This is a genomic window from Agrobacterium sp. D14 (assembly GCF_001526505.1).
Lineage (GTDB): Bacteria > Pseudomonadota > Alphaproteobacteria > Rhizobiales > Rhizobiaceae > Agrobacterium > Agrobacterium leguminum.
Genome location: NZ_ASXX01000016.1, coordinates 59,095 through 82,408 on the forward strand (window position 1 = coordinate 59,095; position 23,314 = coordinate 82,408).

General features: G+C 60.2%; 21 protein-coding genes and 1 pseudogene. 11 read left to right on the forward strand and 11 right to left on the reverse strand.

Annotated elements, in window-relative coordinates; translation table 11 throughout:
- Positions 1-192 precede the first annotated feature (192 nt).
- Positions 193-903 carry a TetR/AcrR family transcriptional regulator gene (locus L901_RS12585; protein ID WP_035264374.1) on the reverse strand — a complete coding sequence of 237 codons (711 nt, stop codon included), beginning with the start codon at positions 901-903 and terminating at the stop codon, positions 193-195.
- A gap of 117 nt (positions 904-1,020) precedes the next feature.
- Here L901_RS12585 and L901_RS12590 point away from each other — a divergent pair, with 117 nt between their 5' ends.
- From L901_RS12590 to L901_RS12605, 4 genes are all read left to right on the forward strand, one after another.
- The gene (locus tag L901_RS12590; protein WP_059757133.1) at positions 1,021-2,310 is read left to right on the forward strand and encodes an ABC transporter substrate-binding protein; all 1,290 of its coding nucleotides are present in this window, start codon (positions 1,021-1,023) and stop codon (positions 2,308-2,310) included.
- 6 nt (positions 2,311-2,316) lie between these two features.
- A complete protein-coding gene (locus tag L901_RS12595; protein WP_003520181.1) occupies positions 2,317-3,270 on the forward strand; it encodes a carbohydrate ABC transporter permease in 954 nt (317 codons plus the stop codon).
- Positions 3,263-4,138, forward strand: a complete 876-nt coding sequence (locus L901_RS12600; protein WP_059757136.1) for a carbohydrate ABC transporter permease — start codon at positions 3,263-3,265, stop codon at positions 4,136-4,138. The genes L901_RS12595 and L901_RS12600 overlap by 8 nt, the downstream gene beginning before the upstream one ends.
- An 86-nt stretch (positions 4,139-4,224) precedes the next feature.
- Positions 4,225-5,298, forward strand: coding sequence for an ABC transporter ATP-binding protein (locus L901_RS12605; RefSeq protein ID WP_059757139.1), 1,074 nt, complete (start codon positions 4,225-4,227; stop codon positions 5,296-5,298).
- Positions 5,299-5,320: 22 nt separating this feature from the next.
- Here the strand turns inward: L901_RS12605 and L901_RS12610 are convergent, their stop codons facing one another.
- From L901_RS12610 to L901_RS12635, 6 genes and pseudogenes are all read right to left on the reverse strand, one after another.
- Positions 5,321-5,800, reverse strand: a complete 480-nt coding sequence (locus L901_RS12610; RefSeq protein WP_059757141.1) for a hypothetical protein — start codon at positions 5,798-5,800, stop codon at positions 5,321-5,323.
- Positions 5,797-6,057, reverse strand: coding sequence for a DUF4160 domain-containing protein (locus L901_RS12615; protein ID WP_059757144.1), 261 nt, complete (start codon positions 6,055-6,057; stop codon positions 5,797-5,799). The genes L901_RS12610 and L901_RS12615 overlap by 4 nt, the downstream gene beginning before the upstream one ends.
- A 100-nt stretch (positions 6,058-6,157) precedes the next feature.
- Positions 6,158-6,933 (reverse strand): annotated as a pseudogene (locus L901_RS12620) (sugar phosphate isomerase/epimerase family protein).
- On the reverse strand, positions 6,930-7,946 hold the full coding sequence (locus tag L901_RS12625) for a hydroxyacid dehydrogenase (RefSeq protein ID WP_059757147.1): 1,017 nt from the start codon (positions 7,944-7,946) through the stop codon (positions 6,930-6,932). Before L901_RS12625 ends, L901_RS12620 begins: the two are co-directional and overlap by 4 nt.
- Positions 7,943-9,820 (reverse strand): DUF2264 domain-containing protein, encoded by a 1,878-nt coding sequence (locus tag L901_RS12630; RefSeq protein ID WP_059757149.1) that lies wholly within the window; start codon positions 9,818-9,820, stop codon positions 7,943-7,945. Before L901_RS12630 ends, L901_RS12625 begins: the two co-directional genes overlap by 4 nt.
- The gene (locus L901_RS12635) at positions 9,813-10,877 is read right to left on the reverse strand and encodes a LacI family DNA-binding transcriptional regulator (protein WP_059757152.1); all 1,065 of its coding nucleotides are present in this window, start codon (positions 10,875-10,877) and stop codon (positions 9,813-9,815) included. Before L901_RS12635 ends, L901_RS12630 begins: the two co-directional genes overlap by 8 nt.
- A 112-nt stretch (positions 10,878-10,989) precedes the next feature.
- Here L901_RS12635 and L901_RS12640 point away from each other — a divergent pair, with 112 nt between their 5' ends.
- The 7 genes from L901_RS12640 (at position 10,990) to L901_RS12670 (ending at position 19,235) form a co-directional block, all read left to right on the forward strand.
- A complete protein-coding gene (locus L901_RS12640) occupies positions 10,990-12,282 on the forward strand; it encodes an ABC transporter substrate-binding protein (protein ID WP_035264369.1) in 1,293 nt (430 codons plus the stop codon).
- Between the two features lie 182 nt (positions 12,283-12,464).
- Positions 12,465-13,394, forward strand: coding sequence for a transcriptional regulator (locus L901_RS12645; protein WP_003520170.1), 930 nt, complete (start codon positions 12,465-12,467; stop codon positions 13,392-13,394).
- A 123-nt stretch (positions 13,395-13,517) separates the two neighbouring features.
- Positions 13,518-15,029 carry an alpha-N-arabinofuranosidase gene (locus L901_RS12650; protein ID WP_059757155.1) on the forward strand — a complete coding sequence of 504 codons (1,512 nt, stop codon included), beginning with the start codon at positions 13,518-13,520 and terminating at the stop codon, positions 15,027-15,029.
- Positions 15,030-15,036: 7 nt separating this feature from the next.
- Positions 15,037-16,110: an ABC transporter ATP-binding protein gene (locus tag L901_RS12655; protein ID WP_059757162.1), complete on the forward strand. Its 1,074-nt coding sequence runs from the start codon at positions 15,037-15,039 to the stop codon at positions 16,108-16,110.
- A 73-nt stretch (positions 16,111-16,183) separates the two neighbouring features.
- The gene (locus L901_RS12660; RefSeq protein WP_059757165.1) at positions 16,184-17,458 is read left to right on the forward strand and encodes an extracellular solute-binding protein; all 1,275 of its coding nucleotides are present in this window, start codon (positions 16,184-16,186) and stop codon (positions 17,456-17,458) included.
- Between the two features lie 68 nt (positions 17,459-17,526).
- A complete protein-coding gene (locus L901_RS12665) occupies positions 17,527-18,411 on the forward strand; it encodes a carbohydrate ABC transporter permease (RefSeq protein ID WP_059757167.1) in 885 nt (294 codons plus the stop codon).
- A complete protein-coding gene (locus L901_RS12670) occupies positions 18,408-19,235 on the forward strand; it encodes a carbohydrate ABC transporter permease (RefSeq protein ID WP_059757170.1) in 828 nt (275 codons plus the stop codon). Before L901_RS12665 ends, L901_RS12670 begins: the two co-directional genes overlap by 4 nt.
- A gap of 8 nt (positions 19,236-19,243) precedes the next feature.
- Here L901_RS12670 and L901_RS12675 read toward each other — a convergent pair whose 3' ends face one another.
- The 4 genes from L901_RS12675 to L901_RS12690 form a co-directional block, all read right to left on the reverse strand.
- Positions 19,244-19,975 (reverse strand): ABC transporter ATP-binding protein, encoded by a 732-nt coding sequence (locus tag L901_RS12675; protein ID WP_059757172.1) that lies wholly within the window; start codon positions 19,973-19,975, stop codon positions 19,244-19,246.
- Complete coding sequence (locus L901_RS12680; protein WP_020811699.1) at positions 19,972-20,841, reverse strand: ABC transporter permease; 870 nt, start codon at positions 20,839-20,841, stop codon at positions 19,972-19,974. The genes L901_RS12675 and L901_RS12680 overlap by 4 nt, the downstream gene beginning before the upstream one ends.
- On the reverse strand, positions 20,838-21,833 hold the full coding sequence (locus L901_RS12685) for an aliphatic sulfonate ABC transporter substrate-binding protein (RefSeq protein ID WP_059757175.1): 996 nt from the start codon (positions 21,831-21,833) through the stop codon (positions 20,838-20,840). Before L901_RS12685 ends, L901_RS12680 begins: the two co-directional genes overlap by 4 nt.
- A 153-nt stretch (positions 21,834-21,986) precedes the next feature.
- A complete protein-coding gene (locus L901_RS12690; RefSeq protein ID WP_059757178.1) occupies positions 21,987-23,312 on the reverse strand; it encodes an LLM class flavin-dependent oxidoreductase in 1,326 nt (441 codons plus the stop codon).
- Positions 23,313-23,314: the final 2 nt, after the last annotated feature.

A 23,314-nucleotide genomic window follows, 5' to 3' on the forward strand; every position in this document is an offset into this window, starting at 1 on the left:
AATTTGTAACCATTTGGTTATTTGTGGTCGTGAAGGATGCGATCTGTCAAGGTGTTTTTGACAGGAAAAATTCGTGACCTGACGACGGTTGCGTTTTTGTGTTTCCACCGCGCCGCAAAAGAAAACGACACGCTTCGCGGATGCGAATGGCGCGTCGTCGCTGTTGTTAAAGAGGAATTCGGTTTGGCCGGCTCAGACCGGCCGCACTGCAGCAAGCAGGGTATCGACGATATGCTGGCCCCAGCGCTCCAGCTCGGCGGGGTCGGTCAGGTCGCGCTGGAAGATCGTCGACAGCGTGAACCGGTTCGAAAGATAAAAAGCGCCGAGCGAAGCGATGGTCAGATAGACGTCGATCGGATCGAGGCCGTCACGGAATTCGCCGGCGTCGCTGCCGCGCCGCAGCACGTCCTCAAGCTCGGAAATGAAGTTCGAATGCATCGCCGTAATCGTCGGGGATTGCCTGAGATAGCGGGCTTTATTGAGGTTCTCCGTGGCGAGAATGCTCAGGAATTCGGGGTGGTCGAGGAAGTAGTGCCAGGTGAAAAGCGCAAGCTCGCGCAAGCCCTCCGAAGGGGCCTTGCGGGCCAGGTCAAGCCGTCTTTCGGTGTGGCGGATATGGCGATAGGCGTCTTCCAGAACGGCGAGATAAAGCGCATCCTTGTCGCCGAAATAATGGTAGATCATCCGCTTGTTGGTGCCGGCGCGGCGGGCGACGACATCGATTCGAGCCCCCGCCAGCCCCTTGGCGGCCACCTCGCGGCGGGCGGCTTCGAGAATGGCGGCGCGCGTTCTTTCCGGGTTTCGCACCTGTGTCGTCGCGCGTTTGCGCTTGGGTGACGGCGTTTTCTCCATGGCCGCATCGGGGGCCGGATCGGACGGCTGGTTTTTTGTCGTTTCTTCCATTTCAGCACCCGCTTGACAATGTTTGCGATCAGTGTTCCCATGTAACCAATTAGTTATAAAACGGCAAGTGTCGTTTACGTTCATCATCAATTGGCAGTCAATAGGGAGGAGTTGCCAATGCCCGTGATGCTTCAGAGGAGAGGTGTGCTTTCAGCGGGGCTTGCGGCCCTGTCGCTTGCAACACTGGGAGGTGGTTCAGCGCAGGCCCAGGCCGCGCGCCTTCGCATGTTGTGGTGGGGTTCGCAGGAGCGCGCCGACCGCACCAACAAGGCGATAGCAGCCTATAAGCAGGTCAAGCCGGATCTCGATATTGCCGGTGAATTCGCAGGCTGGAGCGATTATTGGCCGCGCCTTGCCACGCAGGTTGCGGGCCGCAATGCGCCTGACCTGATCCAGATGGATTATCGCTATATCTTCGAATATGGCCGCCGCGGCGCGCTCGCGCCGCTGGACGATTATATCGGCAAGAGCCTGAAGATCGAGGACTTCGGCAAGATGAACATCGATTCCGGCCGGGTCGATGGCAAGCTTTACGGCATCAATCTCGGCGTCAATTCGAGCGCCGTCTTCTTCGACAAGGCAGCCTGGGAAAAATCCGGTGCCACGCCGCCGGCGATCGGCCAGACCTGGGAGGAGTTTGCCGAAAACGCCGCCAAGCTCAGCAAGAACAAGCCGAAGCCCGGCTATTACGCCACGGCCGATGCCAGCGGCGTGGAGCCTAGCTTCGAGAACTGGCTGCGCCAGAACGGCAAGTCGCTTTACACGCAGGATGGCGGCATCGGTTTCGATCCTGCCGATGCGACCAAGTGGTTCACTTTGTGGGCGGATCTGCGCAAGAGCGGCGCCTGTGTGCCGGCCGATGTGCAGGCGCTCGACCAGCTCAACATCGAAACGAACCCTTTGACGACGGGCAAGGCGGCAACGGCATTCGCCCATTCCAACCAGTTCGTCGGTTATCAGAAGCTCAACAAGTCCAAGCTTGCCATAAGCTCCTATCCGAAGAGCACGAAGGATGGCCCTTCCGGCCACTATCTCAAACCTTCCATGCTCATCAGCGTCGCCAATGGCAGCGCCGGCATCGAGCAGGCCGTCGGTTTCATCAACTTCCTTGTGGCTGAACCGCAGGGCATCGATATTCTCGGCGTCGAGCGCGGCGTTCCGGCCTCGGAATCCATGCGTAGCCAGTTGAGCAGCAAGCTCGATGAGGTCAGCAAGACGATGGTGGACTATATTGCCGAGATTACCCCCGGCGTTGGCGATCTGCCGCCGGCGCCGCCTCCGGGCGCGGGCGAATTCGCCTTCGTCCTCAAACGCACGGCGGAAGAAATCGGCTTCGGCAAGATCACGCCGGAAGAGGGCGGTGACCGCCTCGTCAAGGAATCCGAAACCGTTATCAAACGGAAGTGATGGTTTATGGCCTTTCGATCTGAAACTCTTGTGGGGGAGAGCCGTGGCGCGGCTCTCCCGAAGCGGGGCGGCGTGAAGCGGATTTTCGACCGCAACATTCATGCCTACCTGTTTCTGCTGCCCTGGCTGATTGGCTTTTTCGGCCTCACCCTCGGTCCCGCGCTCGCGTCGCTTTACCTGTCTTTCACGAATTACGACCTGTTGCAGTCGCCGGACTGGGTGGGGGCGGCAAACTATGTGCGCATCGCCACGGCCGATCCGAAATTCGCCGCAGCCATGCAGGTCACCTTTACCTATGTGCTGCTGTCAGTGCCGCTGAAGCTGATCTTTGCGCTGCTGGTCGCGCTCGCCTTCAACCGCGGCATCAAGGGGCTGACGCTTTATCGTGCGATCTTCTACCTGCCGTCGCTGCTCGGTTCGAGCGTCGCGATTGCCGTGCTCTGGCGCCAGCTTTTCGCCTCCGATGGTCTCGTCAACATGATCCTGTGGCAGGCCTTCGGTTACGAAGGGCCGAGCTGGATTTCCAATCCGGATTATTCGATCTACACGCTGGTCATCCTGTCCGTCTGGCAGTTCGGTTCGCCGATGATCATCTTCCTCGCGGGTCTGAGACAAATCCCGCAGGATATGTATGAAGCCGCCGAAATCGACGGTGCAAGCAAGGTGCGGCAATTCTTCCGCATTACCCTGCCGCTGTTGACGCCGGTGATCTTCTTCAACGCGGTGATCCAGACGATCGACGCCTTCAAGGCCTTCACGCCCGCCTTCATCATTTCCGAAGGCACCGGCGGGCCGATCAACTCGACGCTGTTCTACACGCTTTATCTCTACCAGGAAGCCTTCGGTTTCTTCCGCATGGGTTATGCCTCGGCGCTTGCCTGGATTTTGGTGATCATCATCTCGCTGTTCACGGCCTTCTCGTTCCTCAGCGCGAAATACTGGGTGCACTACGATGACTGATGCTGTTACCGCCCCCCGGCCGGGCCAGGGCCCGCAACGTTCGCCGCTGAAATCGGTGATGCTCCACACGGCGCTGATCGTCGCGTCCTTCGCGATGCTCTATCCGATCCTGTGGATGATATCGGGTTCCTTCCGGCCGCAGGACGAGCTGTTCGGCTCTTCCTCGCTCATTCCCTCGGCGGTGGATGTCGGTGGATATATTCGCGGCTGGACCGGGCTGCAGGTGAGCTTCGGACAGTTCTTCTGGAACTCCTTCTTCATCTCGGTGCTTGCCACCATAGGCAACGTGGTCGGTTGCTCGCTCGCCGCCTTCGCTTTTGCCCGGCTTCGCTTCGGAGGGCGCAATTTCTGGTTCGCGCTGATGCTCGGCACGCTCATGCTGCCATATCACGTCGTGCTCATTCCCCAATATATCCTGTTTCTGGAAATGGGCTGGGTGAACACATCGCTGCCGCTGATCGTGCCGAAATATCTGGCGACGGACGCCTTCTTCATCTTCCTGATGGTGCAGTTCTTCCGCGGCATTCCGCGCGAGCTGGATGAGGCGGCTGTCATGGACGGCTGCTCGCCCTTCCGCATCTATTGGAAGATCATGTTGCCCCTGTCGCTGCCGGTTCTGGCGACGGCCGCGATCTTTTCCTTCATCTGGACCTGGGACGATTTCTTCGGGCCGCTGATCTATCTGAACGACATCAACACCTACACCGTGCAGCTCGGCCTCAGATCCTTCGTGGATTCCACCGGCAGCTCGGACTGGACCTCGCTTTTCGCCATGTCCAACCTGTCGCTGGTGCCGGTCTTCCTGTTCTTCCTGTTCTTCCAACGGCTGCTGATCGAAGGCATCGCCACCACCGGAATGAAACGCTGAACGGAACCCGCATCGGGAACGCATTTTAAGACAATCAACACTGTCGCTGCCGTCTTGCATGCGGCGCGACAGTCGGGAGAAACAGCATGGCAAGCAGCATTACGCTCGAAAAAATCGTCAAGCGGTTCGGCGCCTTTCCGGTCGTTCACGGCATCGATCTCAAGATCGAGCCGGGCGAGTTCACCGTTTTCGTCGGCCCCTCGGGCTGCGGAAAATCCACGCTTCTGCGCATGATCGCGGGGCTTGAGGAAATCTCCGAAGGCGATCTGCGTATCGATGGCGAAAGGGTCAATGAAACCGCCGCCTCCAAGCGCGGCATCGCCATGGTCTTCCAGTCCTATGCGCTTTATCCGCATATGAGCGTCTACAAGAACCTCGCTTTCGGTCTGGAGACGGCAGGCTACAAGAAACCGGAAGTCCAGGCGCGGGTGCAGAAGGCCGCCGATATCCTGCAGATCGGCCCGCTTTTGCAGCGCAAGCCGAAGGCGCTTTCGGGCGGCCAGCGCCAGCGTGTCGCCATCGGCCGCGCCATCGTGCGCGAACCGAAAATCTTCCTGTTCGACGAGCCTTTGTCCAACCTCGATGCGGAATTGCGCGTGCAGATGCGTGTCGAAATCGCCAAGCTGCACCAGACGCTCGGCAGCACCATGATCTATGTGACGCACGACCAGGTGGAAGCCATGACCATGGCCGACAAGATCGTCGTGCTGCGCGACGGCCGCATCATGCAGGTCGGCCGCCCGCTCGATCTCTACAACAACCCGGCCAACCAGTTCGTCGCCGGTTTCATCGGCTCGCCGAAGATGAATTTCCTCTCCGCGAAAGTCTCATCCGGCGACAGTTCCAATCGTACCATCGAGGTCGCCGGCCAGCGCATCGTGCTCGAAAAGCCGGTGGCTGCGCAGGAAGGTGAGCCGCTCACCTTCGGCGTGCGCCCCGAACACGTCAACCCGCAGGCGCAATCCTCGCTGGGCGAAGCCTCCATCCAACTCGTCGAACATCTCGGCGGCTCAACGGTGGTTTACACCGCCACACCCGACGGTCAGCCTGCCACCGTACTTCTCGATGGCCAGCGCCAGATCCGCATCGGCGAGACCATTCCCTTTGCGTTTGATTTGGCAAAGACGCATCTGTTCGGAGCGGATGGGCGGAGGATATAACCTGCTGCTCCTGCTCGCCGCCTCAAGCGGCGTGTTTCGGGCGCCCTGGCCGGCGGGGACGGAAATGCGCATGCATCAGAAGCGGGTCGCGCTGGGTGGCCCGCAACAGCATCTTGACCGCGTGGCTTACGGGCGTGCCTGCACGATAGTTGTTCCACGTCCGTAAAGTGACGCCGAGAAAATCCGCCGCCTCATTGTTGGAAAGGCCGATTTCCTCCTGCCATTTACGCAGGTCGTCCACATCGAAGTCCCGCTGGTCCTCTGCGATCTGGTAAAGGTGATAGGCATCGATTGCCAGGTCGTCTCCGTCCCATTCCACAGTCGCGCCATAGTCGGCGACTGTCGCGGTCTGCCAGATATCTGCCGAATGGAGCGGATTGAGCAATTCTCCTCCGGTCGCTATCCATCCGGTCAGATCGGCGGTCGACCGGTTCCCGTCCGCCCAGTCGATGGTGAGCGTGCAAGGCGGATTGGGCAGGATGGTTTTGATGCGTGGTGTCATGACTTCTTTCCCTTTCCTGCAATGGGAAAACGCGGGTTCGTCCGATTCCATTCATCGACAATCAGGTTCCCATTGCTTCTCGCCCATGCCAAAGCTTCGGCTTCAGCCCTGCGGGACAGCTTGCCGCGCAGGATTTCCAGAGTTTCGATGTCGACAAGGGCATCGGCGTCCGGTGTTACGATGTGAAAATGCGGTGGCAAATGATCGTTCGCATAGACGCGTATGATGATGTTCCCGATCTGAACCAGTTTGCCCATGCAGCCTCCACGGCACCAATAAAACATAGTGCATAAATTTCACTATGTGAAGGGAGCAAAGAAGCATATTTCCGGTCAGTGGGCAGTCAGAGGGCGGGTTCTATGTTCTATAAAGAATGTCGCTGAGAACCGTCGCATCTTCCGCGAACTGCCCGACATCGTCGCCTTTGACGAATTCGAGCATCGCGAAAGCCGGTTTTTTCCAGTCGCCTTCCGGCAATGCATCGATGCACGCCCGCCAATAACCCGCCCGTTCGCGAAGCGGCAGGCGGCTGGCGTCGGCGAGCCAGGCGAAGACGTGGAGATGGCAGATGCGTGGGCTAAGTGCGGATATTTCCGCAAGCGCGTCCTTCAGCGGTAGGCCGGGGCGGGTTGCCAATAAAAGAAGAGGTTGGGCATTGGCAAATCCTGCATGAGTTGCAGGGCCGAGGGCAGGGTGTCCGTCAGTGAGTTGGGGTGATATTCGAGGCCGATTGTGATGTCATAGTCGTGCGCCTGGCGAGCGATTGTCGCTAGCGCTTCCGTTGCCGCGCGGCGTTCGCCGGGGGAGTAATCGGCAGATGGACGTTTGCGGCTGCCGGGCCAGATGCGGATATGGCCGGTGCCGAGCGCTTTTGCTGTTTCCAGCACGGCGGTCACATCTTCCGGCGCAAAATCCGGCGCAAAGATGTAGGAGCCGTAGGACGAGACGGAGAGGCCGGCTTGCGCCGTCCGAGCCGCCACATCCCTTGCATTGGCAAGGTTGCCGGGCGGTACATGGATATCCGCACCCCATTCGATGGACCTGATGCCGTTTGCGGCGGCAAGCTCGATGACGGCCTGTGGCGACAGGGAGCGGAAGGTGACGGAGCAGAGGCCCGGCTCGAAAAATCTCATGCGATCAGTTCCAGATGTTCCGGCCGCACCTGTTGTTGCAAGGGTGCTGCGCGGCAGAAGCGTTCGATTTCGGCAATCGCCATGTCGCCGAGCCTTGCGCGTTCAAGGCCGGTGGCGCCGGCGATATGCGGCGTTAGGAACACGTTCGGCAGGCTGTAAAAGGGTGAGTCCGGCGGCGGCACTTCCGGGTCGGTGACGTCGATGACGGCTTCGATGCGTCCGGTTTTCAGCTCGGCCAGCAGTGCGTTTTCATCCACCAGCGCGCCGCGTGCCGTATTGATCAGCGTCGCGCCGTCCTTCATGCGGGCAAGTGCTGCCGCGCCGATCATATGCCGCGTCTGCGGCAGGGAGGGTGCATGCAGGGAAATAACATCGCTCACCGCCATCAGCTCCTCGAGCGAGACGAGACGTACACCGAGCTTTTCCGCCTCCGCAGCACTGAGAAGCGGATCGAAAAGGATGAGGTTGAGATCGAAGGGCTGCAACAGATTGATGACGCGGCGTCCGATGCGCGATGCGCCGACGATGCCGACCGTCAGGCCGAGATTGCCGATGGCCTGCGCCTGCAATCGCTCGACAGGGGCGCGGTCGCGATGCTCCAGATAAAGGCGTCGGAAACCGAAGGTGCGCTTACCGGCCAGCAGGATCATGGCCAGCGAAAATTCGGCGACCGGCTGTGCATTCGCCTCCGCGGCGCTGCACACGGTAACGCCACGATCGAACACCGCTTGCGACAGGAAATATTTGACCGTGCCGGCGGCATGGGAAATCAGCCTGAGGCGCGGCATCAGCGCTAGTTCCTGCGCGCCGATATCCGGACAGCCCCAGCCGGTCAGAAGAATATCCGTCCGCGCCAGCTGCTCTTTCACTGCGGGATCGTGGAAATCGCAGATCCGCCCCGTGTCGAGAATATCGACACTCTGCGACAGCCTTTCGAGCGCCTGCGGTGTCAGCACATGCTGGGTTCGCTCCGGGTCCATGGCAAGGCTGAGACGCGGAAGCGGGCTCGTCATTGCGGCTCTCCCGTTGCCGCCATGCTGCTGACCGGAACGCCCCGTTCCGCAAACAGGCGGTCGAGCCCCTCCATATCCGGAAGTGCGGGAACTGTCGCCAACGCTGTTTCGCTTTCTGGCCCGGTCACCCCGACAAAGACCGCGCAGGCAAGCAGGGTTTCGCCCGCCGGAATCTCGCCCCGCAGTTGCGGCACCGTGGTCTTGGCGTTGATGAGATTGGTGTTGGGCAGAGCCTTCAGTGCCACGCCGTGGCGGATTATGCTGGAGCCGAGATCGACAATGGCGGATATGTCTGCGCCGCAATCGGCGGTCGCCCGGTTGGTCTCTTCGCGCACGGCATCGCGGTCGCCGTCGTTGTGGTTGATTGCGAAGCCGCCTTCGGTCACCGAAAGGGGGCGGGCGGAGGTGATCCGGTGCAGCCTGATATGCCAGCCGCCAGCCGCAACCAGCGTCGTTTCAACCGCCACATCCGGGAACGGCTTCCATGTCGCCCGCAGGCTTTCCCCGGCCAGCAGAACCTTTTCGTTGGTTTCGCGCACGCGGTAATGGAGGCCGTCTTCGGAGAAGGCCAGCATATTGTCGAAACCGTTGGTCCTGAAACCGCGCTCATCCACTTCGACGCCGAAACCGTAACGGGAGGAATAGGCGAATTTGGCATATTTCTCCGGCCCGCCGCGCATGGAGAGGTTTTCCTGCCCGCTGGAAAGCGCCGTGACGTTGCCGCTGGTCCGCATCATCACCATGCCGGGATGAATGAGCGCCTTTGGTTTTGCCGATGTTTCGGGCAGCCTCTCCTCCGCCTGCCAGAAGGGGTGGCTTTCCGGCAGGGCGAGCGGCAGGAAGGCCTTGAAGGCCCAATAGGGCGAGCCCGCCGAATTATAGCTTTCCGACATGGTGAGCTGCGGATAGGCGTAGCCGATGGAAAGCACGCCGTCGCGGTCGGCAATCGGCTTTTTCGCCCACCAGCGCAGATGTTGCAGATAAAGCCCCTTGATCTCGCCCCAGGGCAGCGCCTCCTCATCGGCAAAGGCAAGGCCGGCCCAGAAGCCGCCGCAGGCGAAGCGGTAGGTCATGGAGCGGCCGAAGGCGAGCGTGCCGCCATCCTCATCGAACCAGCTGGCGAAATCGCTGGCGAAGAGGCGCGCTCGTTCCCGGTAGCGTGCGGCGTAGGCATCGTCAGGCTTGCTGAGTTTCGCGTAGATCAGGCCGTAAAAATGCATGGCGAAGGCGATGTAATGGTCGATGCGGCGGTAATTGCCATCGCGATACCAGCCGTCGGCGATATAGAATTCGTCCAGTTCCTTCTGGAATGTCTGGGTCAGGCTGCGGTCGAAATCGATGCCGAGATGATCCAGCGCCATATCGACCATCACCCGGAAAAACTTCCAGTTATTGTCGGCGTAATTGCGCTCGCGCGCCGTCAGCAGATAACGGCGCACATTGTCTTTCTGTGCGTCGGATAGCGGTTCCCACAGGTGCTGCGGCGCAAGCCGCAGCGCGAAGCCGAGGGCTGCAAGCTCTACCAGCCGCTGATCCCTTTGGCGCACGTCGCCCCAATATTCGGGATGGGAAGGATCGGTGCCGTTGGCTATTCCCCGTGCCAGAAGCGGCCAATGGTCGAAATGATCGCCGCTCAGCGCAAGCGGTGCGATGCCCCAGAGCGGCCGGGCGAAACCTTCAAGATCGGCCGCCGCCCGGTCGAAATGCGCGGCGGTGCCGCTCAGCGTCACTCTTGCGCCGCCCGGCGAAAAATAGGGAAGAAGCGGCGCAAAACTGTCGTCGAGCGCCCGCCGGACATCGGCGCGGCTTTTGAGCGGATTGCCATGCAGCGGATTGAATCTGGCCATGGTGGGCTTACTCATGGTGTCATGCATCGCGTGCCGCCTTTCCTGTCTTTTTTGCCTTGCCGGCCGTCTGTCCTTCCACCAGCTGCACACCGAGCTGCACCTGGCGGGCATTGGCGGAAGGTTCCGTCAGCCGGCGGCGCAGCAGCTCCACCGCCTCTCGCGCGATTTCTCGACGGTCGACGCGGATGGTGCTGAGACGGGGGGTGGAGAGTTCGGCAAAGGGCAGGTCATCGAAGCCGATAATGGAAAGATCGTCCGGCACGGCGAGGCCAAGCTCCTGCGCCGCCCCCAGCGCACCGAGCGCAATCGCGTCATTCATGCAGAAAATGCCGGTGAGTTCAGGGTTTTTGGCCAATAGCTGGCGAACCGCGTCGCCCGCCTGTCCGAAGCCGCTATCCGCCGTCGAAAGCAGGAACTCCTCATAGGTCGTTCCCTCTTCCTCGAGGATCGTATGGCGGAAGCCGCGCATACGCTCCCTGATGGTGTGGCGATGATGCGGGCCGATATAGGCGACCTTGCGGTGACCGAGTTCCAGCAGCCGCCGCGCCGCCAGCGCGCCGCCGTAAAAATTGGAGGGCGAGACGCAATCCAGCATCATCGAAGGATCGGCGCTGTTGACCAGAACCGGTTGCAGCACACCCTGCGTGATGCGGTGGATGATTTCATCCTCCGGGTCGAGGCCGATGGCGAGAAGGCCGTCCACCTCGCAGACCCGCTGGGTCAGCGCGTCATCCACCTGTTTCTGGTGCAAAAGCCGGATATCGAGTTCGAAACCATCGGTCTGGGCAAGGCTGCGCAGCATGTCGAAAATATCGTGATAAAAAGCGCCGATATCGCCGGTCGCCCTTTCGGCGGACATGAGTGCGAGGATTTTCTTGCCCTCCAGCGGCACGCCGCCGGTCTGGTTTACGACCGGTCGCAACGGATAACCGAGCTCTGCGGCCACCCCCAGAACCTTGGTCTGGATCGACGCGCTGATGCCTTTCTCTCCCGCAAGAACGCGCGAGACGGTGCTGATGGAAACGCCGGCGCGCTGGGCGATATCCGACTGGCGCGGGCGGCTGATGTCGGGCGTATCGTTCATATCGTCTCCTGCGCTTGCAAAAAAATCTAATATGATGCAAATATTGCAAACAGAGAAAATTTGCAAGAATTTAAGTAGTCAGTGAAAAATTTGCAAAACGCGGGAGGAGCAGATGCAAACTATCGACAGACGTGGATTTTTGGTGACGGCGGCGCTGGCCGGTCTCGGCGTGGCGGCGGGAGGTTTTCGCGCGGCCGCGGCTGAGACCCGGCTTCGCTGCGTATGGTGGGGATCGGCCGACCGCAGCAAGCGCACCAACGACGTGATCGCCCTTTACCAGAAGGCTAACCCGCAGACGGAGATCAGCGGCGAAATGATCGCCGGTTCCGATTACTGGACCAAGCTTGCGACATCGATGGCGGGGCGCAACGTCGCCGATATCTTCCAGCTCGAACCTTCCACCATCGCCGATTATTCCGGCCGTGGCGCCTGCATGGAGCTGGACCAGTTCGTCGGCAAGTCGCTCGATCTTTCCACCTTCGGCAAAAGCGAGGTCGATCTCTGCCGCATCGACGGCAAGCTTTACGGCGTCGGCCTCGGGCTGAATTCCTTCTGCATGATGTATGACGCCGATACGCTGAAGGAAGCCGGCGTTTCCGTGCCGCAGGACCAGATCACCTGGAAGGCGCTCTCGGAACTGGCGCGCGATTTCAAGAAGAACGGCCCGGCAAAACGGAACTACTGGGCGGTGCCCTATGGCGCGCGTTATCATTATGTTTTCGATGTCTGGCTGCGCCAGCGCGGCAAGCTGCTGTTTCAGGACGGCACCATTGGCTTCAACAAGGAAGATGCGAAGGAATGGTTCGCCTATTGGGAGGATCTGCGCGAGAACAAGCTCTGCGTTTCCGCCGATATCCAGACACGCGACGACAATACCATCGAATCCAACGCCCTGACGCTCGGCAATTCGGCCATCGGCTTTGCTTATTCCAACCAGCTTGTCGGTTATCAGAAGCTCAACAAGCAAACGCTGTCCATCGGCATGCTGCCGGGTGAGGGGCCGGGCAAGCCGACCGGGCATTATTACCGGCCGGGTCTCATCTGGTCCATTTCGTCCACCTCGACCAATGCGGAAGCGGCGGCGAAATTCATCAACTTCTTCGTCAACGATCTGGAAGCCGGCAAGGTGCTCGGCGTCGAGCGTGGCGTGCCGCCGGCCAAGGTCGTGCGCGAGGCCTTGTTGCCGAGCCTCAACGAGACCGAGCGCAAGACGGTGGATTATATCGAAAGCCTGTCGGGCAAGCTCGATACCTATCCGGAACCCGCGCCGATCGGCGCCAATGAGTTCGACCGTGGCGTGATGCGCCCCATCGCCGATTCGCTCGCCTTCGGCCGCGCCAGCGTGGATGAAGCGGCGCAAAACCTCGTCGACACCGGCACGCGGACCCTGCGCAAGCGCGGCTGACGACGAAACGGGCACCGCCATGCGGCGTCGAGACCGTGTGGCGGTGCCTTTTTTGTGAAGTGTCAGGGGTGAATGGCGCTTCACGCCTTTCAAAAGCACCAGCATGACAAACAGCACTGGACAAGTGCATGGCATTTAAGCCAGAAATTCTGATCTGGATCGATAAATCTGAAGATTAGAATATGGCGCCCAATTTCCTCCTCGTTGATGCTGAAAAAGAATTCGATGTCCTGAAAGCGGCGGCGTCGCTGATCCGCGTGCAGATATTGAAGTTGCTGCATGAGGCGAGCGGCCTCAACGTCAACGAAATTGCGCAGAGACTGGAGCTTCCTCAGTCCACCGTTTCCGCCGGCGTGGCCGTTCTCGAGGAGGCGGGGCTGCTGCGAACCGAAACGCGCAAGGCGCGCAAGGGCAATCAGAAAATATGCTTCGCCACCTGCGACGAACTCATTGTTTCCTTCCGCAAACCCGAGGCACCGGTCGCATCAAATTACATCGCGGTCGCCATGCCGCTCGGTCTCTACACCCAAAGTTCGGTAACCGCGCCCTGCGGCATCTGCTCGCCGGAGGGCATCATCGGCCTGCTCGATGTGCCCGATACATTTATGGATCCGGACCGCATGAAGGCGGCGCTGCTGTGGTTGACCTCCGGCTTCGTGGAATATCAATTTCCCAATAATGCCAAGATTCAGGGGCGGGAAGTCGAAGAAATTGAGTTTTCGATGGAGGTCAGCTCCGAAGTGCCGGGAACGCACAGCAATTGGCCGTCCGATATTACGCTATCCGTCAACGGCCGGGAAATCGGGGTCTGGACCTCACCCGGCGACTTCGGCGACAAGCGCGGTGCGTTTACGCCGGACTGGTGGAAGCTCTCCGGTTCCCAATATGGCATGCTCAAGACCTGGCGCATCACCGCGCAGGGAACCTATGTCGACGGAACCCGGATTTCGGATGTGACGCTGGCGGATATCGATCTGACCAGCCACCGTTCCATCCGCCTGCGCATCGAGGTCAAGGCCGATGCAAAACATCCGGGCGGGCTGAATATCTTTGGCCGCGGCTTCGGGAATTACGATCAGGACATCGTTCTGCGTCTGCGCACCGCAGGCTGATCCAGCCAATTTTCAAAAGTATGATTTTCGCGGTTGACAGGCGCGGATTCCCTCGGCAACTATATTATCAAATATGGTTTATATCATATTTTTAGATATAAATGCGCAGGGGAGGAGAGCCTTATGAAAGCGCGGGTTTCAGTCCACCGGGACTTCCGGATTGGTCGTATCGACGATCGTCTTTATTCCGCCTTCATCGAACATATGGGGCGTGCCATCTATGGCGGCATCTATGAGCCCGGCCATCCGCAGGCGGACGCGAACGGCTTCCGCAGGGACGTTCTGAAATTCGTGCAGGACCTGAAAATTCCCGCCATTCGCTACCCCGGCGGCAACTTCGTTTCGGCCTATCGCTGGGAAGACGGCATCGGGCCGCGCGACCAGCGCCCCATTCGTCTCGATCTCGCATGGCGCTCCAAGGAAACCAACCAGATCGGCATCAACGAATTCGCCGACTGGGCGCAGATGGCCGGCATCGAGATGATGCTTGCCGTCAATCTCGGTTCCCGTGGTCTGGATGATGCCCGCAATTTCCTCGAATATGTGAATTTTCCGGGCGGCACCACGCTCAGCGATCTGCGCCGCAGCCACGGCGCGGAAAAGCCCCACGGTGTGAAAATGTGGTGCCTCGGCAACGAGATGGACGGTCCCTGGCAGATCGGTCACAAGACGGCGGTGGAATATGGCCGCCTGGCCAATGAAACCGCCAAGGCTTTCAAGGGTTTCGATCCGACGATTGAAGCGATCGTCTGCGGCAGTTCCAATGACGGCATGCCGACCTATCCCGAATGGGAGCGCGAGGTGCTGGAGGAGTGCTATGAGAATGTCGACCACATCTCGCTGCACAAATATTTCGGCAATAACAGCCGCGACACGCTGAATTATTTCGGCAAGATCGAGGAAACCGGGCGCTATATCCAGACGATTGCCGGGGTCATCGATTACGTGAAGGCCAAGAAGCGCGCCAAAAACGAGGTCTCCATCTGCTTCGACGAATGGAACGTCTGGTATCATATCCGCGAAGAAGACGGCAAACGCATCAAGAGCTGGGACTGGCCGGAAGCGCCGGCACTTCTGGAAGAGACCTATAATTTCGAGGATGCGCTTTTTGTCGCCGGTCTGCTCAACGAGTTCATCCGCCGTTCGGACCGCGTGCGCATCGCCTGCATCGCCCAGCTCGTCAATGTCATCGCCCCCATCCGGGCGGAAAAGAACGGGCCTGCATGGCGGCAGACGATCTATTATCCCTATCAGTTCGCCTCGCTTTATGGCCGTGGCGTCGCGCTGAACGTCGCCGTCGATTGCCCGACTTACGATTGCAACGCGGCCGACGACGTCAAATATCTCGATGTTGCCGGTGTTTATGACGAAGCGGAAGGCGTCGTGACGCTGTTCGTGCTCAACCGCCATCTGACAGAAGCGGCGGAGATCGATGTCAGCCTCACCGGCTATTCATCCGCCACTCTCAGCCTGCATCTTGCCATGGCGGGATATGATCTGCGTCTCGGCAACGGCCCGGATCAGCCGGATCGCGTTGTGCCGGTGCCGGGCAGCGGCGTCGCCGTGGAGGACGGGGCGCTGAAGGGTTCGGTGCCGGCACTGTCCTATCATGTGCTGCGGCTGAAGGTTCAGTGAGTCGGCCATGGGTGTCCGTCTCAACAATGTCGCCAAGTCCTTCGGATCCTTCGCGGCGATCCGGGATGTTTCGATGGAAATCCCAGCCGGCAGCTTCGCGGTCTTCGTGGGGCCTTCCGGCTGCGGAAAATCCACCCTGTTGCGCATGATCGCCGGCCTTGAGGAAACCAGCGGCGGGCGCATCGCCATCGACGAGCGTGATGTCACCGCGGTCGAACCGGCGGATCGCGGGGTTGCGATGGTGTTCCAGAACTATGCGCTCTATCCGCATCTGACGGTGTTCGAGAACATGGCGTTCAGCCTGCGTCTTGCCCGCCGGCCGAAGGCGGAGGTGACGGAGAGGGTGGGCGAGGCCGCGCGAATCCTCCAGCTTGAGGAGCATCTGCACAAACGGCCCTCGCAGCTTTCCGGCGGCCAGAGGCAGCGCGTGGCCATCGGCCGCGCCATCGTGCGGCAGCCGAAGGTCTTCCTGTTCGATGAGCCGCTGTCCAATCTGGACGCCGAACTGCGCGTGCAGATGCGGCTGGAACTGACCCGGCTTCACCGCAAGCTGGGCGCGACGATGATCTATGTCACGCATGACCAGGTGGAGGCCATGACGCTTGCGGACAGGATTTTCGTGCTGAAGGGCGGCATCGTGCAGCAGGCGGGTGCGCCGCTCACCCTTTACGACGATCCGGACAACCGCTTCGTGGCGGGTTTTATCGGATCGCCCGCGATGAACTTCCTGCGGGCCGATATCGTCTCCCAGGCGGATGGCATCGTGACGCTCGCGCCCGAGGGCGGGACGGGGCATCTCATGGCCCGGCTTGCCCAGTCCGTTTCCCCCGGCCAGCGGGTCGAGATCGGAATTCGGCCGGAGCATCTGACGATTGCGGAACAGGGCGCCCTGCCGGTCGTCGTCGAGGTCGCGGAAGAGCTTGGCGATCTTTCCTACCTCTATACCCGCACCGGATCCGGGAAAGAAATCATCGTGCAGCGGCAGGGCACGCGGGAAAGGCTGGATGGCCGGTCGGTATCGCTTACCGCCTCGCCCGACCATGTCCTTGTCTTCGACGATGACGGCAGACGGTTGCGATAGGCGCGAGGAGGCGTCTTTCGAAACAGCAAACCATCCCTCAACGGGATGTTCGATCAAACGGGAGGAGTGAACGATGCGACTGATCAAGACATTGCTTGTTGGTGCGGCTCTGGGTTTCAGCGCCCTGCCGGCTCTCGCGAAGCAGGATATCATCTGGTGGGACTTTCTGTCGGGCGGTGACGGCGTGCGCATGAAGGCGTTGATCGATGCCTTCAACAAGGAACACCCCGACATCCAGATCAAGGGAACGACGCTCGAATGGGGCGTGCCCTTTTATACCAAGGTGCGCACGGCCTCCGCGGTGGGTGAGGGGCCGGATATCATGACCTATCACCTGTCACGCGCGCCGCTCGGCCTTGAAGAAAAAGTGCTGAGCGAAATCACCGAAAAGGATCTCGAGGATGCGGGGCTGAAGACCGGAGACTTCTTCAGCGCACCCGTGGATGCGGCCACCCAGAACGGCAAACTCTACGCCGTGCCGTTCGATATCCATGCGCTTGTCCTTTATTACAACGCCGATCTTCTCAAAGGCTCGCCCTATCTCGATGCCGAGGGCAAGCTGACCGGCATCGAGACGATCGAGGATTTCGAGAAGGCGCTGGCCTGGGCGAAGGACAATGGCGTCCAGACGCCGATCACCTATCAATCGGGTGGCGAAGGCGGGGTGTGGCGCGTCTTTTATACGCTGCTGTCGCAACAGGGCGGCGAACTTGTCACCGAAAAGGAGGTTCTCGCCGGCGACAATGCCGAAAAAGCGGCAAAAGCCATCGAGACCCTGTCCAGATGGCGGGAAAACGGCTGGGCCCCGGAACAGGCGGAATATGAAGCCTCGGTGGCGCTCTTCTCCGCCGGCAAATCCGCGTTCCAGCTAAACGGCGTCTGGGAAGTTCCGACCTACAAGGATCTGGAAAAGAACGGCAAGCTCGGCTTCAAATGGAGTGCGGTGGAAGTGCCGCCCCTGATGGGCAAGCGCGCCACCTGGGCGGATTCCCATGCTTTCGCCATTCCGAATGAAGGTGACAAAACGGTCTCCGGCGAAAAACGCGCTGCGGTGATGAAGGTGATCGGCTGGATGGAGAAACACGCCATCAGCTGGGCCGATGCCGGGCATATTCCGGCTTACAAGTCCATCACCGAAAGCAGCGAATACAAGGCGATGCAGCCGAATGCCACCTATGCCTCCCTGGCGGAAGCGGCGGTGTTCGATCCGAAGACCACCATAACCGGGGTCGCTTCGCCCGCCTATGACGCCGCTCTCAACGTCATCGCCCCTGCCATTCAGGGCTTCATGAGCAGCACCGACGCCGTGGAACAGATCAAGGATGAGCTGCAGGGCAAGCTCAAGTAATCGGCAGCCTGCCCTCCGGTTTGAGGCCGCAGGGCAGGCTGCAATGCGCAAGCTCCCGGAGACATTCCATGGCAATGATTGAAAACCGGCGCAAGAAATCGCTCATCGCGCTGTCGATGGTGACGCCGTTCGTTCTGGTCTTCACCACCTTCTTTCTTTATCCGCTGATAGAGATGGTGCGCATGAGCTTCACCGATGCGCCGCTGATCGGTGAGGGAAACTGGGTCGGTCTGGAGAATTACGCGAAGCTGCTGGGCGACCGCCTGTTCGTCACCTCGCTCAAGAACAACGGTTATTTTGTGCTTCTGACCGTCGTGCCCACGACCGCCATCGCCCTGATGATCGCTCTCGCCATCAGCCGCCTTTCGGGCGTGAAACAGACGATTGCCATGAGCCTGTTTTTCCTGCCCTATGTGCTGCCGGTTTCGGTCGTCACCGAAATCTGGGCGTGGATGCTCGATCTGCAGTTCGGCATTCTCCAGCCGGTCATATCGCTGCTGGCGGGCAAACCCGTCGCCGTTTTCAAGAACCCCTACTGGGTCATGCCGATGGTCGCCGTCGTCACCATCTGGTGGACAAACGGCTTCAATGTGCTGCTCTTCATTGCCGGATTGCGGAACATACCGGCCGAGCTTTATGAGGCTGCGGCTCTGGATGGCGCGACGACCTGGCAGCGCTTCCGCCGCGTCACCTGGCCGCTTCTGTGGCCGGTCACTGCGCTGGTGCTGACGCTGCAACTGATCCTGCAACTGAAGATATTCGACCAGATCTATCTCTTAAGCGGCGGCGGGCCGTTCAATTCCAGCTTCGTGCTGCTCCTCAAGGTCTATCGCGAGGCCTTCCAGATGAACAATGGCGGTTATGCGTCTGCCGTGGCGACGGTGCTTTTCCTGCTGATCGTCATCGTTTCCGTTTTCCAGTTCCAGCTGCTGCGCATCCGGAGGAATTCATGAGCCCGATGAGAAAATTCGAGAACCTCGTTCTGACGCTGCTGACTTTCTCGGCGGCCCTCGTCTGGATTTTTCCGCTCTACTGGAGCTTCGTCACCTCGCTTCGCGCCGATGAGAACGTTGCCGGCAATATGTCGCTTTTGCCGGACGAGTTTCGCCTCGGCGCTTATTTCAATGCGATATTCAATACCCGGCTGATGACCTGGTATGTGAACTCCATCGGCACGGCGGTCATCGTCACGATCTCGGTGCTGTTCATTTCCATGCTCTGCGCCTATGCGCTGTCGCAGATACGCTTTCCGGGCAGGCGGCTGCTTTATGGCATCGTGCTGGCAAGCTTCATGGTGCCTGCGCAAACGCTGGTCGTCACCCAGTTCATCCTGATGAAGAACCTCAACCTCATCAACACCTGGGCGGGCATCATCCTGCCGCAGTTGATCACGCCCATCGTCATCATCGTCTACAAGCAGTTTTTCGACAGCGTGCCGAAGGAGATGCGCGAAGCGGTGGTGCTGGATGGCGGCGGCGAATACACGATCCTGTTCCGGGTCTATCTGCCGCTCAACTGGGGTATCACGACCGCCATGGCGATCGTGACCTTCATTACGGTATGGAACGCCTTCTTCTGGCCCTTCCTCGTCGTCACCTCCGAAAACATGATGACGATCCCGGTCGGCATCACCCAGGTCAACGATGCTTTCGGTGTCGCCTATGCGCGGCTGATGGCCGTCGCCATGCTGGCGGCCCTGCCGGTCATCATCGCCTATGTCATCTTCCAGCGGCGCGTGACGGAGGCCATCATGATTTCGTCGGGTGTGAAGGGGTGAGATGTTCCTCAGATGACGTGGGCATTGTGCAGGGCGGTCAGTACCTCGTTCTTGAGGTTTGCGAGCTGCGGAGACCGCCGGTCGCGCGGGCGCTGTACGTCCACCTCTATCCGCTGCTGGATACGGCCGTCATGGGCGCCCATCATGTAAATCCGGTCGCCGAGATAGAGCGCTTCGTCGATATCGTGGGTGACCAGCAGAAAGGAGATGCCGCGCTGTTCGACGAGCTTCAGCACCAGATCCTGCAACTTCATCCGTGTGAAAGCATCGACCGCGCTGAAGGGTTCATCGAGGAGCAGAATGCGCGGCTCGGTATAGAGCGCCCTTGCGATTGCCACACGTTGTGCCATGCCGCCCGAAAGGGCCTTCGGCAGCGCCCCGCCATGGCCGCTCAAACCGACATCGTCGATCAGCCTTTCCACGCGCCCGACATCATATTTCCTCCCCGCTGCATAACCGATATTTTCGGCAACCGTCAGCCAGGGCATCAGGCGGGGTTCCTGAAAGACGAAGGCGATGGGCGGTGAGTTCGATGCCTGCTCCTTGTCCTGCTGAACCCTGACCGCGCCTGAAAAACGCCGGTCGAGGCCGGCGGCGATGCGCAGCAACGTGCTCTTGCCGCAGCCGCTGGGGCCGAGAAGAACCGCCGCTTCGCCATCGCCCAGCGTCAGCTGGATATGCTGAAGGATCACCGTGTCGCCGAAAGCCTTTTCGCGGACATCGACATTCAGCAAACTCATCGCAGGCGTCCTCCCTGCTGAAGCGGATAGGTGTCGCGCCAGCGCAGGCAGCGGTCTTCGACGATCTTGAAGAGGCTGTCGGAAATCTTGCCCAGCACCGCAAGGCAGATGATGGCGATCATGACGAGATCGGGCCGGGAAAGCTCCCGCCCGTCGGAGAGCATGTAGCCGATACCTTCCGAGGCGGCCAGAAGCTCGGCCGCGACGACGCTCAGCCAGGCAAGCGACAGCCCGTAACGCAGGCCCGTGAAGAGATGCGGCAGCGAGGCGGGAATGAAAATCCGCCACACCAGCACGGGCAGCGGCTGGCGATACATCTCGCCCACCTCCACCAGCTTGCGGTCGACATTCCTGATGCCGGAAAAGAGGTTGAGATAGACCGGGAAAAATGCGCTTTTGGCGATCAGCACGATTTTCGAGGTTTCGCCGATGCCGAACCAGATCATCAGCAGCGGCACCCATGCAAGGCTCGGAACCGCCCGCAGCGCCTGAAACGTCGGCTCGAGATAACGTTCGGCGGCAATTACCAGACCGACAAGCGAACCGACGACGATGGCGAGCAGGGAGCCGATGACGAAGCCGACGAAGACGCGCGCGGTACTGGCCGCAACATTCGTCCACAGGGGACCTTCCGCAAGCCGCAGGAACGTGTCGTAAAGTTCGGAAGGCGGCGGCAGCACATAGGGGCTGACCCAGCCGAGGCGAACGAAAAGCTCAAGCAGCAGCAGCGACCCGACGGGCACGATTGCGCCACGCAGGTCGAAACGGCCAAGGAAATTCCCCACCCTTTGCACAAGCGGCAATCGGGAAGGGAATTGTCCCGCAGTCTGTTTCACGCGCTGGAATTCGCGCGGATGGGAATTCATGCGCCAAGCGCCTTTTTCGCCGGTGCCGGATCGCTCAGCGAGGACAGGACATTGTCGACATTGACGCCGGGGCGCAGGACGTCGTCACCCAGAAGCGGCGTGACGATGCGGATCGAGTTCAGCAGTTCCTCGCCCGGAACGGGATTATTCCAGTCGCGCTTCTCGATTGTGAGCCTGGTGATCTTGGGATCGTTGCCGGTGACCTGCGTGACGAAATCGATGAATTCGCTTTTGTTTTCACGAATCCACTTCTGCGTCTGCACCCAGACGCCGAGAAGTCTGTCGACCGCTTTCGGGTACTTGGCCAGAAACTCCTCGGAGACGCTGAAGACGCTGCCGTCGCGCCAGCTGCGCTCGTCGAAAATCGCCCGGTCGCCGGCAAGCTCGGCCTGGGACGTGTGCGGATCGATGCCGACCCAGGCGTCCACCTGACCCTGCTGAAGCGCGTTGAAGCCTTCCGGATGTTGCAGGTTCACGACCTTCAGGTCGTCGATGGACAGCTTGTTCTGGTCAAGCGCGCGGACGAGGGTGAAATAGGGCGCGGTGCCCTTGGTGACCGCAATGGTCTTGCCCTTGAGATCGGCGACGGTTTTGATGGGTGAATCCGGGCGCACCTGAATGATGGAGGAACCGCCCCAGCTCGCCACATAGATCACCTTCAGCGGCACGCCGTTGGCGCGGGCGAGAAAGGCGGAAAGTGCGGCCGAGCCGGCAAAATCCGTCGAGCCGACCTTCAGGAATTCGAGCGAATTGTTGCTGCCGCGGGATTGTACCCAGGTGATCTTCGTGCCGACATCCTTGAAAGCCTCCTCGAGCCAGCCCTTGTTCTTTATCAGCAGCGTATGGGAGGAGTAAAATCCCCAGTCCAGCTTCAGCTCGGCAGGAAATTCCGGGGAACTCTGGGCCAGCGCCTTGCCCGTGGCAATCGGCGCGGCAAGAGCGCCGGCAATGCCAAATTTGAGGATCTGGCGGCGGGAATGTTCAGCCTTCATATTAATTCACCTAATTTATGTATTTTGTGCATTTAAAGGGTATGGGCGGGTGTTTTTGAGGTCAATCCGCCCTTCTGGAACCACATGCCAAACTTTGCGACCGGCGTGGAAAATCTCCCTACCGGGAGCGCGATCGGCGCGACGGCGCTTTATTCAGCTGAAAAAACGATTGGCCGGTCGGTGCAGGCCGAGATGGTCGCGCAATGTCGGCCCCTCATAGTCCTTGCGGAACAGCCCGCGCCTTTGCAGTTCCGGCACCACCTGCGTCGTGAAGTCGTTGAGGCCGGCAGGCAGGAAAGGGAAGGTGACGTTGAAACCGTCCGAACCCTCCTCATGGAGCCATTGCTCCATCTCGTCGGCGATGGTCTTTGGCGTGCCGACGAAGGCAAGACCCGCATAACCGCCCAACCGCTGGGCAAGCTGGCGCACCGTCAGGCCCTCGCTTCGGGCAAGCTCGATCACCCTTTCACGGCTGGATTTGCTGGCGTTCGTTTCCGGAATATCAGGCAGGGGGCCATCCGGATCGAAGCCGGAAACATCGTGGCCAAGCGCAATCGAAAGCGAAGCGATTGCGCTGTCATAATGGACGAGACTGTCGAGCCTGGCGCGTTTGGCTTTGGCCTCTTCCACGCTGTCGCCGACGAGAACGAAAGCGCCCGGCAGGATGACAATTCCGTCGCGCGAACGGCCCGCCGCGACGGTCCTGTCCTTGACGTCCTTATAAAAAGCCTTGCCCGCCGCAAGCGTGGGGGTTGCGGCAAAAACCACCTCTGCCGTCTCGGCGGCAAGCTGGCGTCCCGGCTCGGAAGCTCCAGCCTGCACGATGACGGGCCAACCCTGCACAGGGCGCGCGATGTTGAGCGGTCCGCGCACGGAAAATTCAGGTCCATTGTGGTCCAGCACATGCATCTTTTCGGGATCGAAGAACAGCCCGCTGTCGACATCCCGGATAAAGGCGTCATCGGAAAAGGAATCCCAGAGACCGGTGACGACATCGTAAAATTCCCGCGCGCGGCCATAGCGTTCGGCATGATCAGGCTGTTCCGCGCGGCCGAAGTTCCGGGCCGCGTCGGGGTTTGACGTGGTGACGATGTTCCAGCCGGCGCGACCGTTGCTGAGGTGATCGAGCGAGGCGAAACGCCGGGCGACGTGATAGGGCTCATCGAAGGTGGTGGAGGCGGTGGCGACCAGCCCGATGCGGGAGGTGACGGCGGCGAGCGCCGAAAGCAAAGTGAAGGGCTCGAAGGAGGTGACGGTATGGCTGCGGCGCAGCGCCTCCGTGGGCATGTTCAGCACCGCCAGGTGATCGGCCATGAAGAATGCATCGAACTTCGCGGCCTCGAGCTGTTGTGCGAAGCGCGCCAGATGGGCGAAATTGAAATTCGCATCCGGGAAGGCGCCCGGATAACGCCAAGCACCCGTGTGGAGACTGACGGGCCGCATGAAGGCGCCGAGATGCAGTTTGCGATCATTTGCCATTG

Excerpts from the sequence above, each read along its gene's own strand:
- L901_RS12675 (WP_059757172.1), bottom strand. The coding sequence starts at position 19,975 with ATGAGTTTGCTGAATGTCGATGTCCGCGAAAAGGCTTTCGGCGACACG.
- L901_RS12680 (WP_020811699.1), bottom strand. The coding sequence starts at position 20,841 with ATGAATTCCCATCCGCGCGAATTCCAGCGCGTGAAACAGACTGCGGGA.
- L901_RS12640 (WP_035264369.1), top strand. The coding sequence starts at position 10,990 with ATGCAAACTATCGACAGACGTGGATTTTTGGTGACGGCGGCGCTGGCC.
- L901_RS12600 (WP_059757136.1), top strand. The coding sequence starts at position 3,263 with ATGACTGATGCTGTTACCGCCCCCCGGCCGGGCCAGGGCCCGCAACGT.
- L901_RS12585 (WP_035264374.1), bottom strand. The coding sequence starts at position 903 with ATGGAAGAAACGACAAAAAACCAGCCGTCCGATCCGGCCCCCGATGCG.
- L901_RS12645 (WP_003520170.1), top strand. The coding sequence starts at position 12,465 with ATGGCGCCCAATTTCCTCCTCGTTGATGCTGAAAAAGAATTCGATGTC.
- L901_RS12630 (WP_059757149.1), bottom strand. The coding sequence starts at position 9,820 with ATGCATGACACCATGAGTAAGCCCACCATGGCCAGATTCAATCCGCTG.
- L901_RS12690 (WP_059757178.1), bottom strand. The coding sequence starts at position 23,312 with ATGGCAAATGATCGCAAACTGCATCTCGGCGCCTTCATGCGGCCCGTC.
- L901_RS12670 (WP_059757170.1), top strand. The coding sequence starts at position 18,408 with ATGAGCCCGATGAGAAAATTCGAGAACCTCGTTCTGACGCTGCTGACT.
- L901_RS12650 (WP_059757155.1), top strand. The coding sequence starts at position 13,518 with ATGAAAGCGCGGGTTTCAGTCCACCGGGACTTCCGGATTGGTCGTATC.
- L901_RS12610 (WP_059757141.1), bottom strand. The coding sequence starts at position 5,800 with ATGACACCACGCATCAAAACCATCCTGCCCAATCCGCCTTGCACGCTC.
- L901_RS12615 (WP_059757144.1), bottom strand. The coding sequence starts at position 6,057 with ATGGGCAAACTGGTTCAGATCGGGAACATCATCATACGCGTCTATGCG.
- L901_RS12660 (WP_059757165.1), top strand. The coding sequence starts at position 16,184 with ATGCGACTGATCAAGACATTGCTTGTTGGTGCGGCTCTGGGTTTCAGC.
- L901_RS12590 (WP_059757133.1), top strand. The coding sequence starts at position 1,021 with ATGCCCGTGATGCTTCAGAGGAGAGGTGTGCTTTCAGCGGGGCTTGCG.
- L901_RS12665 (WP_059757167.1), top strand. The coding sequence starts at position 17,527 with ATGGCAATGATTGAAAACCGGCGCAAGAAATCGCTCATCGCGCTGTCG.
- L901_RS12635 (WP_059757152.1), bottom strand. The coding sequence starts at position 10,877 with ATGAACGATACGCCCGACATCAGCCGCCCGCGCCAGTCGGATATCGCC.
- L901_RS12685 (WP_059757175.1), bottom strand. The coding sequence starts at position 21,833 with ATGAAGGCTGAACATTCCCGCCGCCAGATCCTCAAATTTGGCATTGCC.
- L901_RS12625 (WP_059757147.1), bottom strand. The coding sequence starts at position 7,946 with ATGACGAGCCCGCTTCCGCGTCTCAGCCTTGCCATGGACCCGGAGCGA.
- L901_RS12605 (WP_059757139.1), top strand. The coding sequence starts at position 4,225 with ATGGCAAGCAGCATTACGCTCGAAAAAATCGTCAAGCGGTTCGGCGCC.
- L901_RS12655 (WP_059757162.1), top strand. The coding sequence starts at position 15,037 with ATGGGTGTCCGTCTCAACAATGTCGCCAAGTCCTTCGGATCCTTCGCG.
- L901_RS12595 (WP_003520181.1), top strand. The coding sequence starts at position 2,317 with ATGGCCTTTCGATCTGAAACTCTTGTGGGGGAGAGCCGTGGCGCGGCT.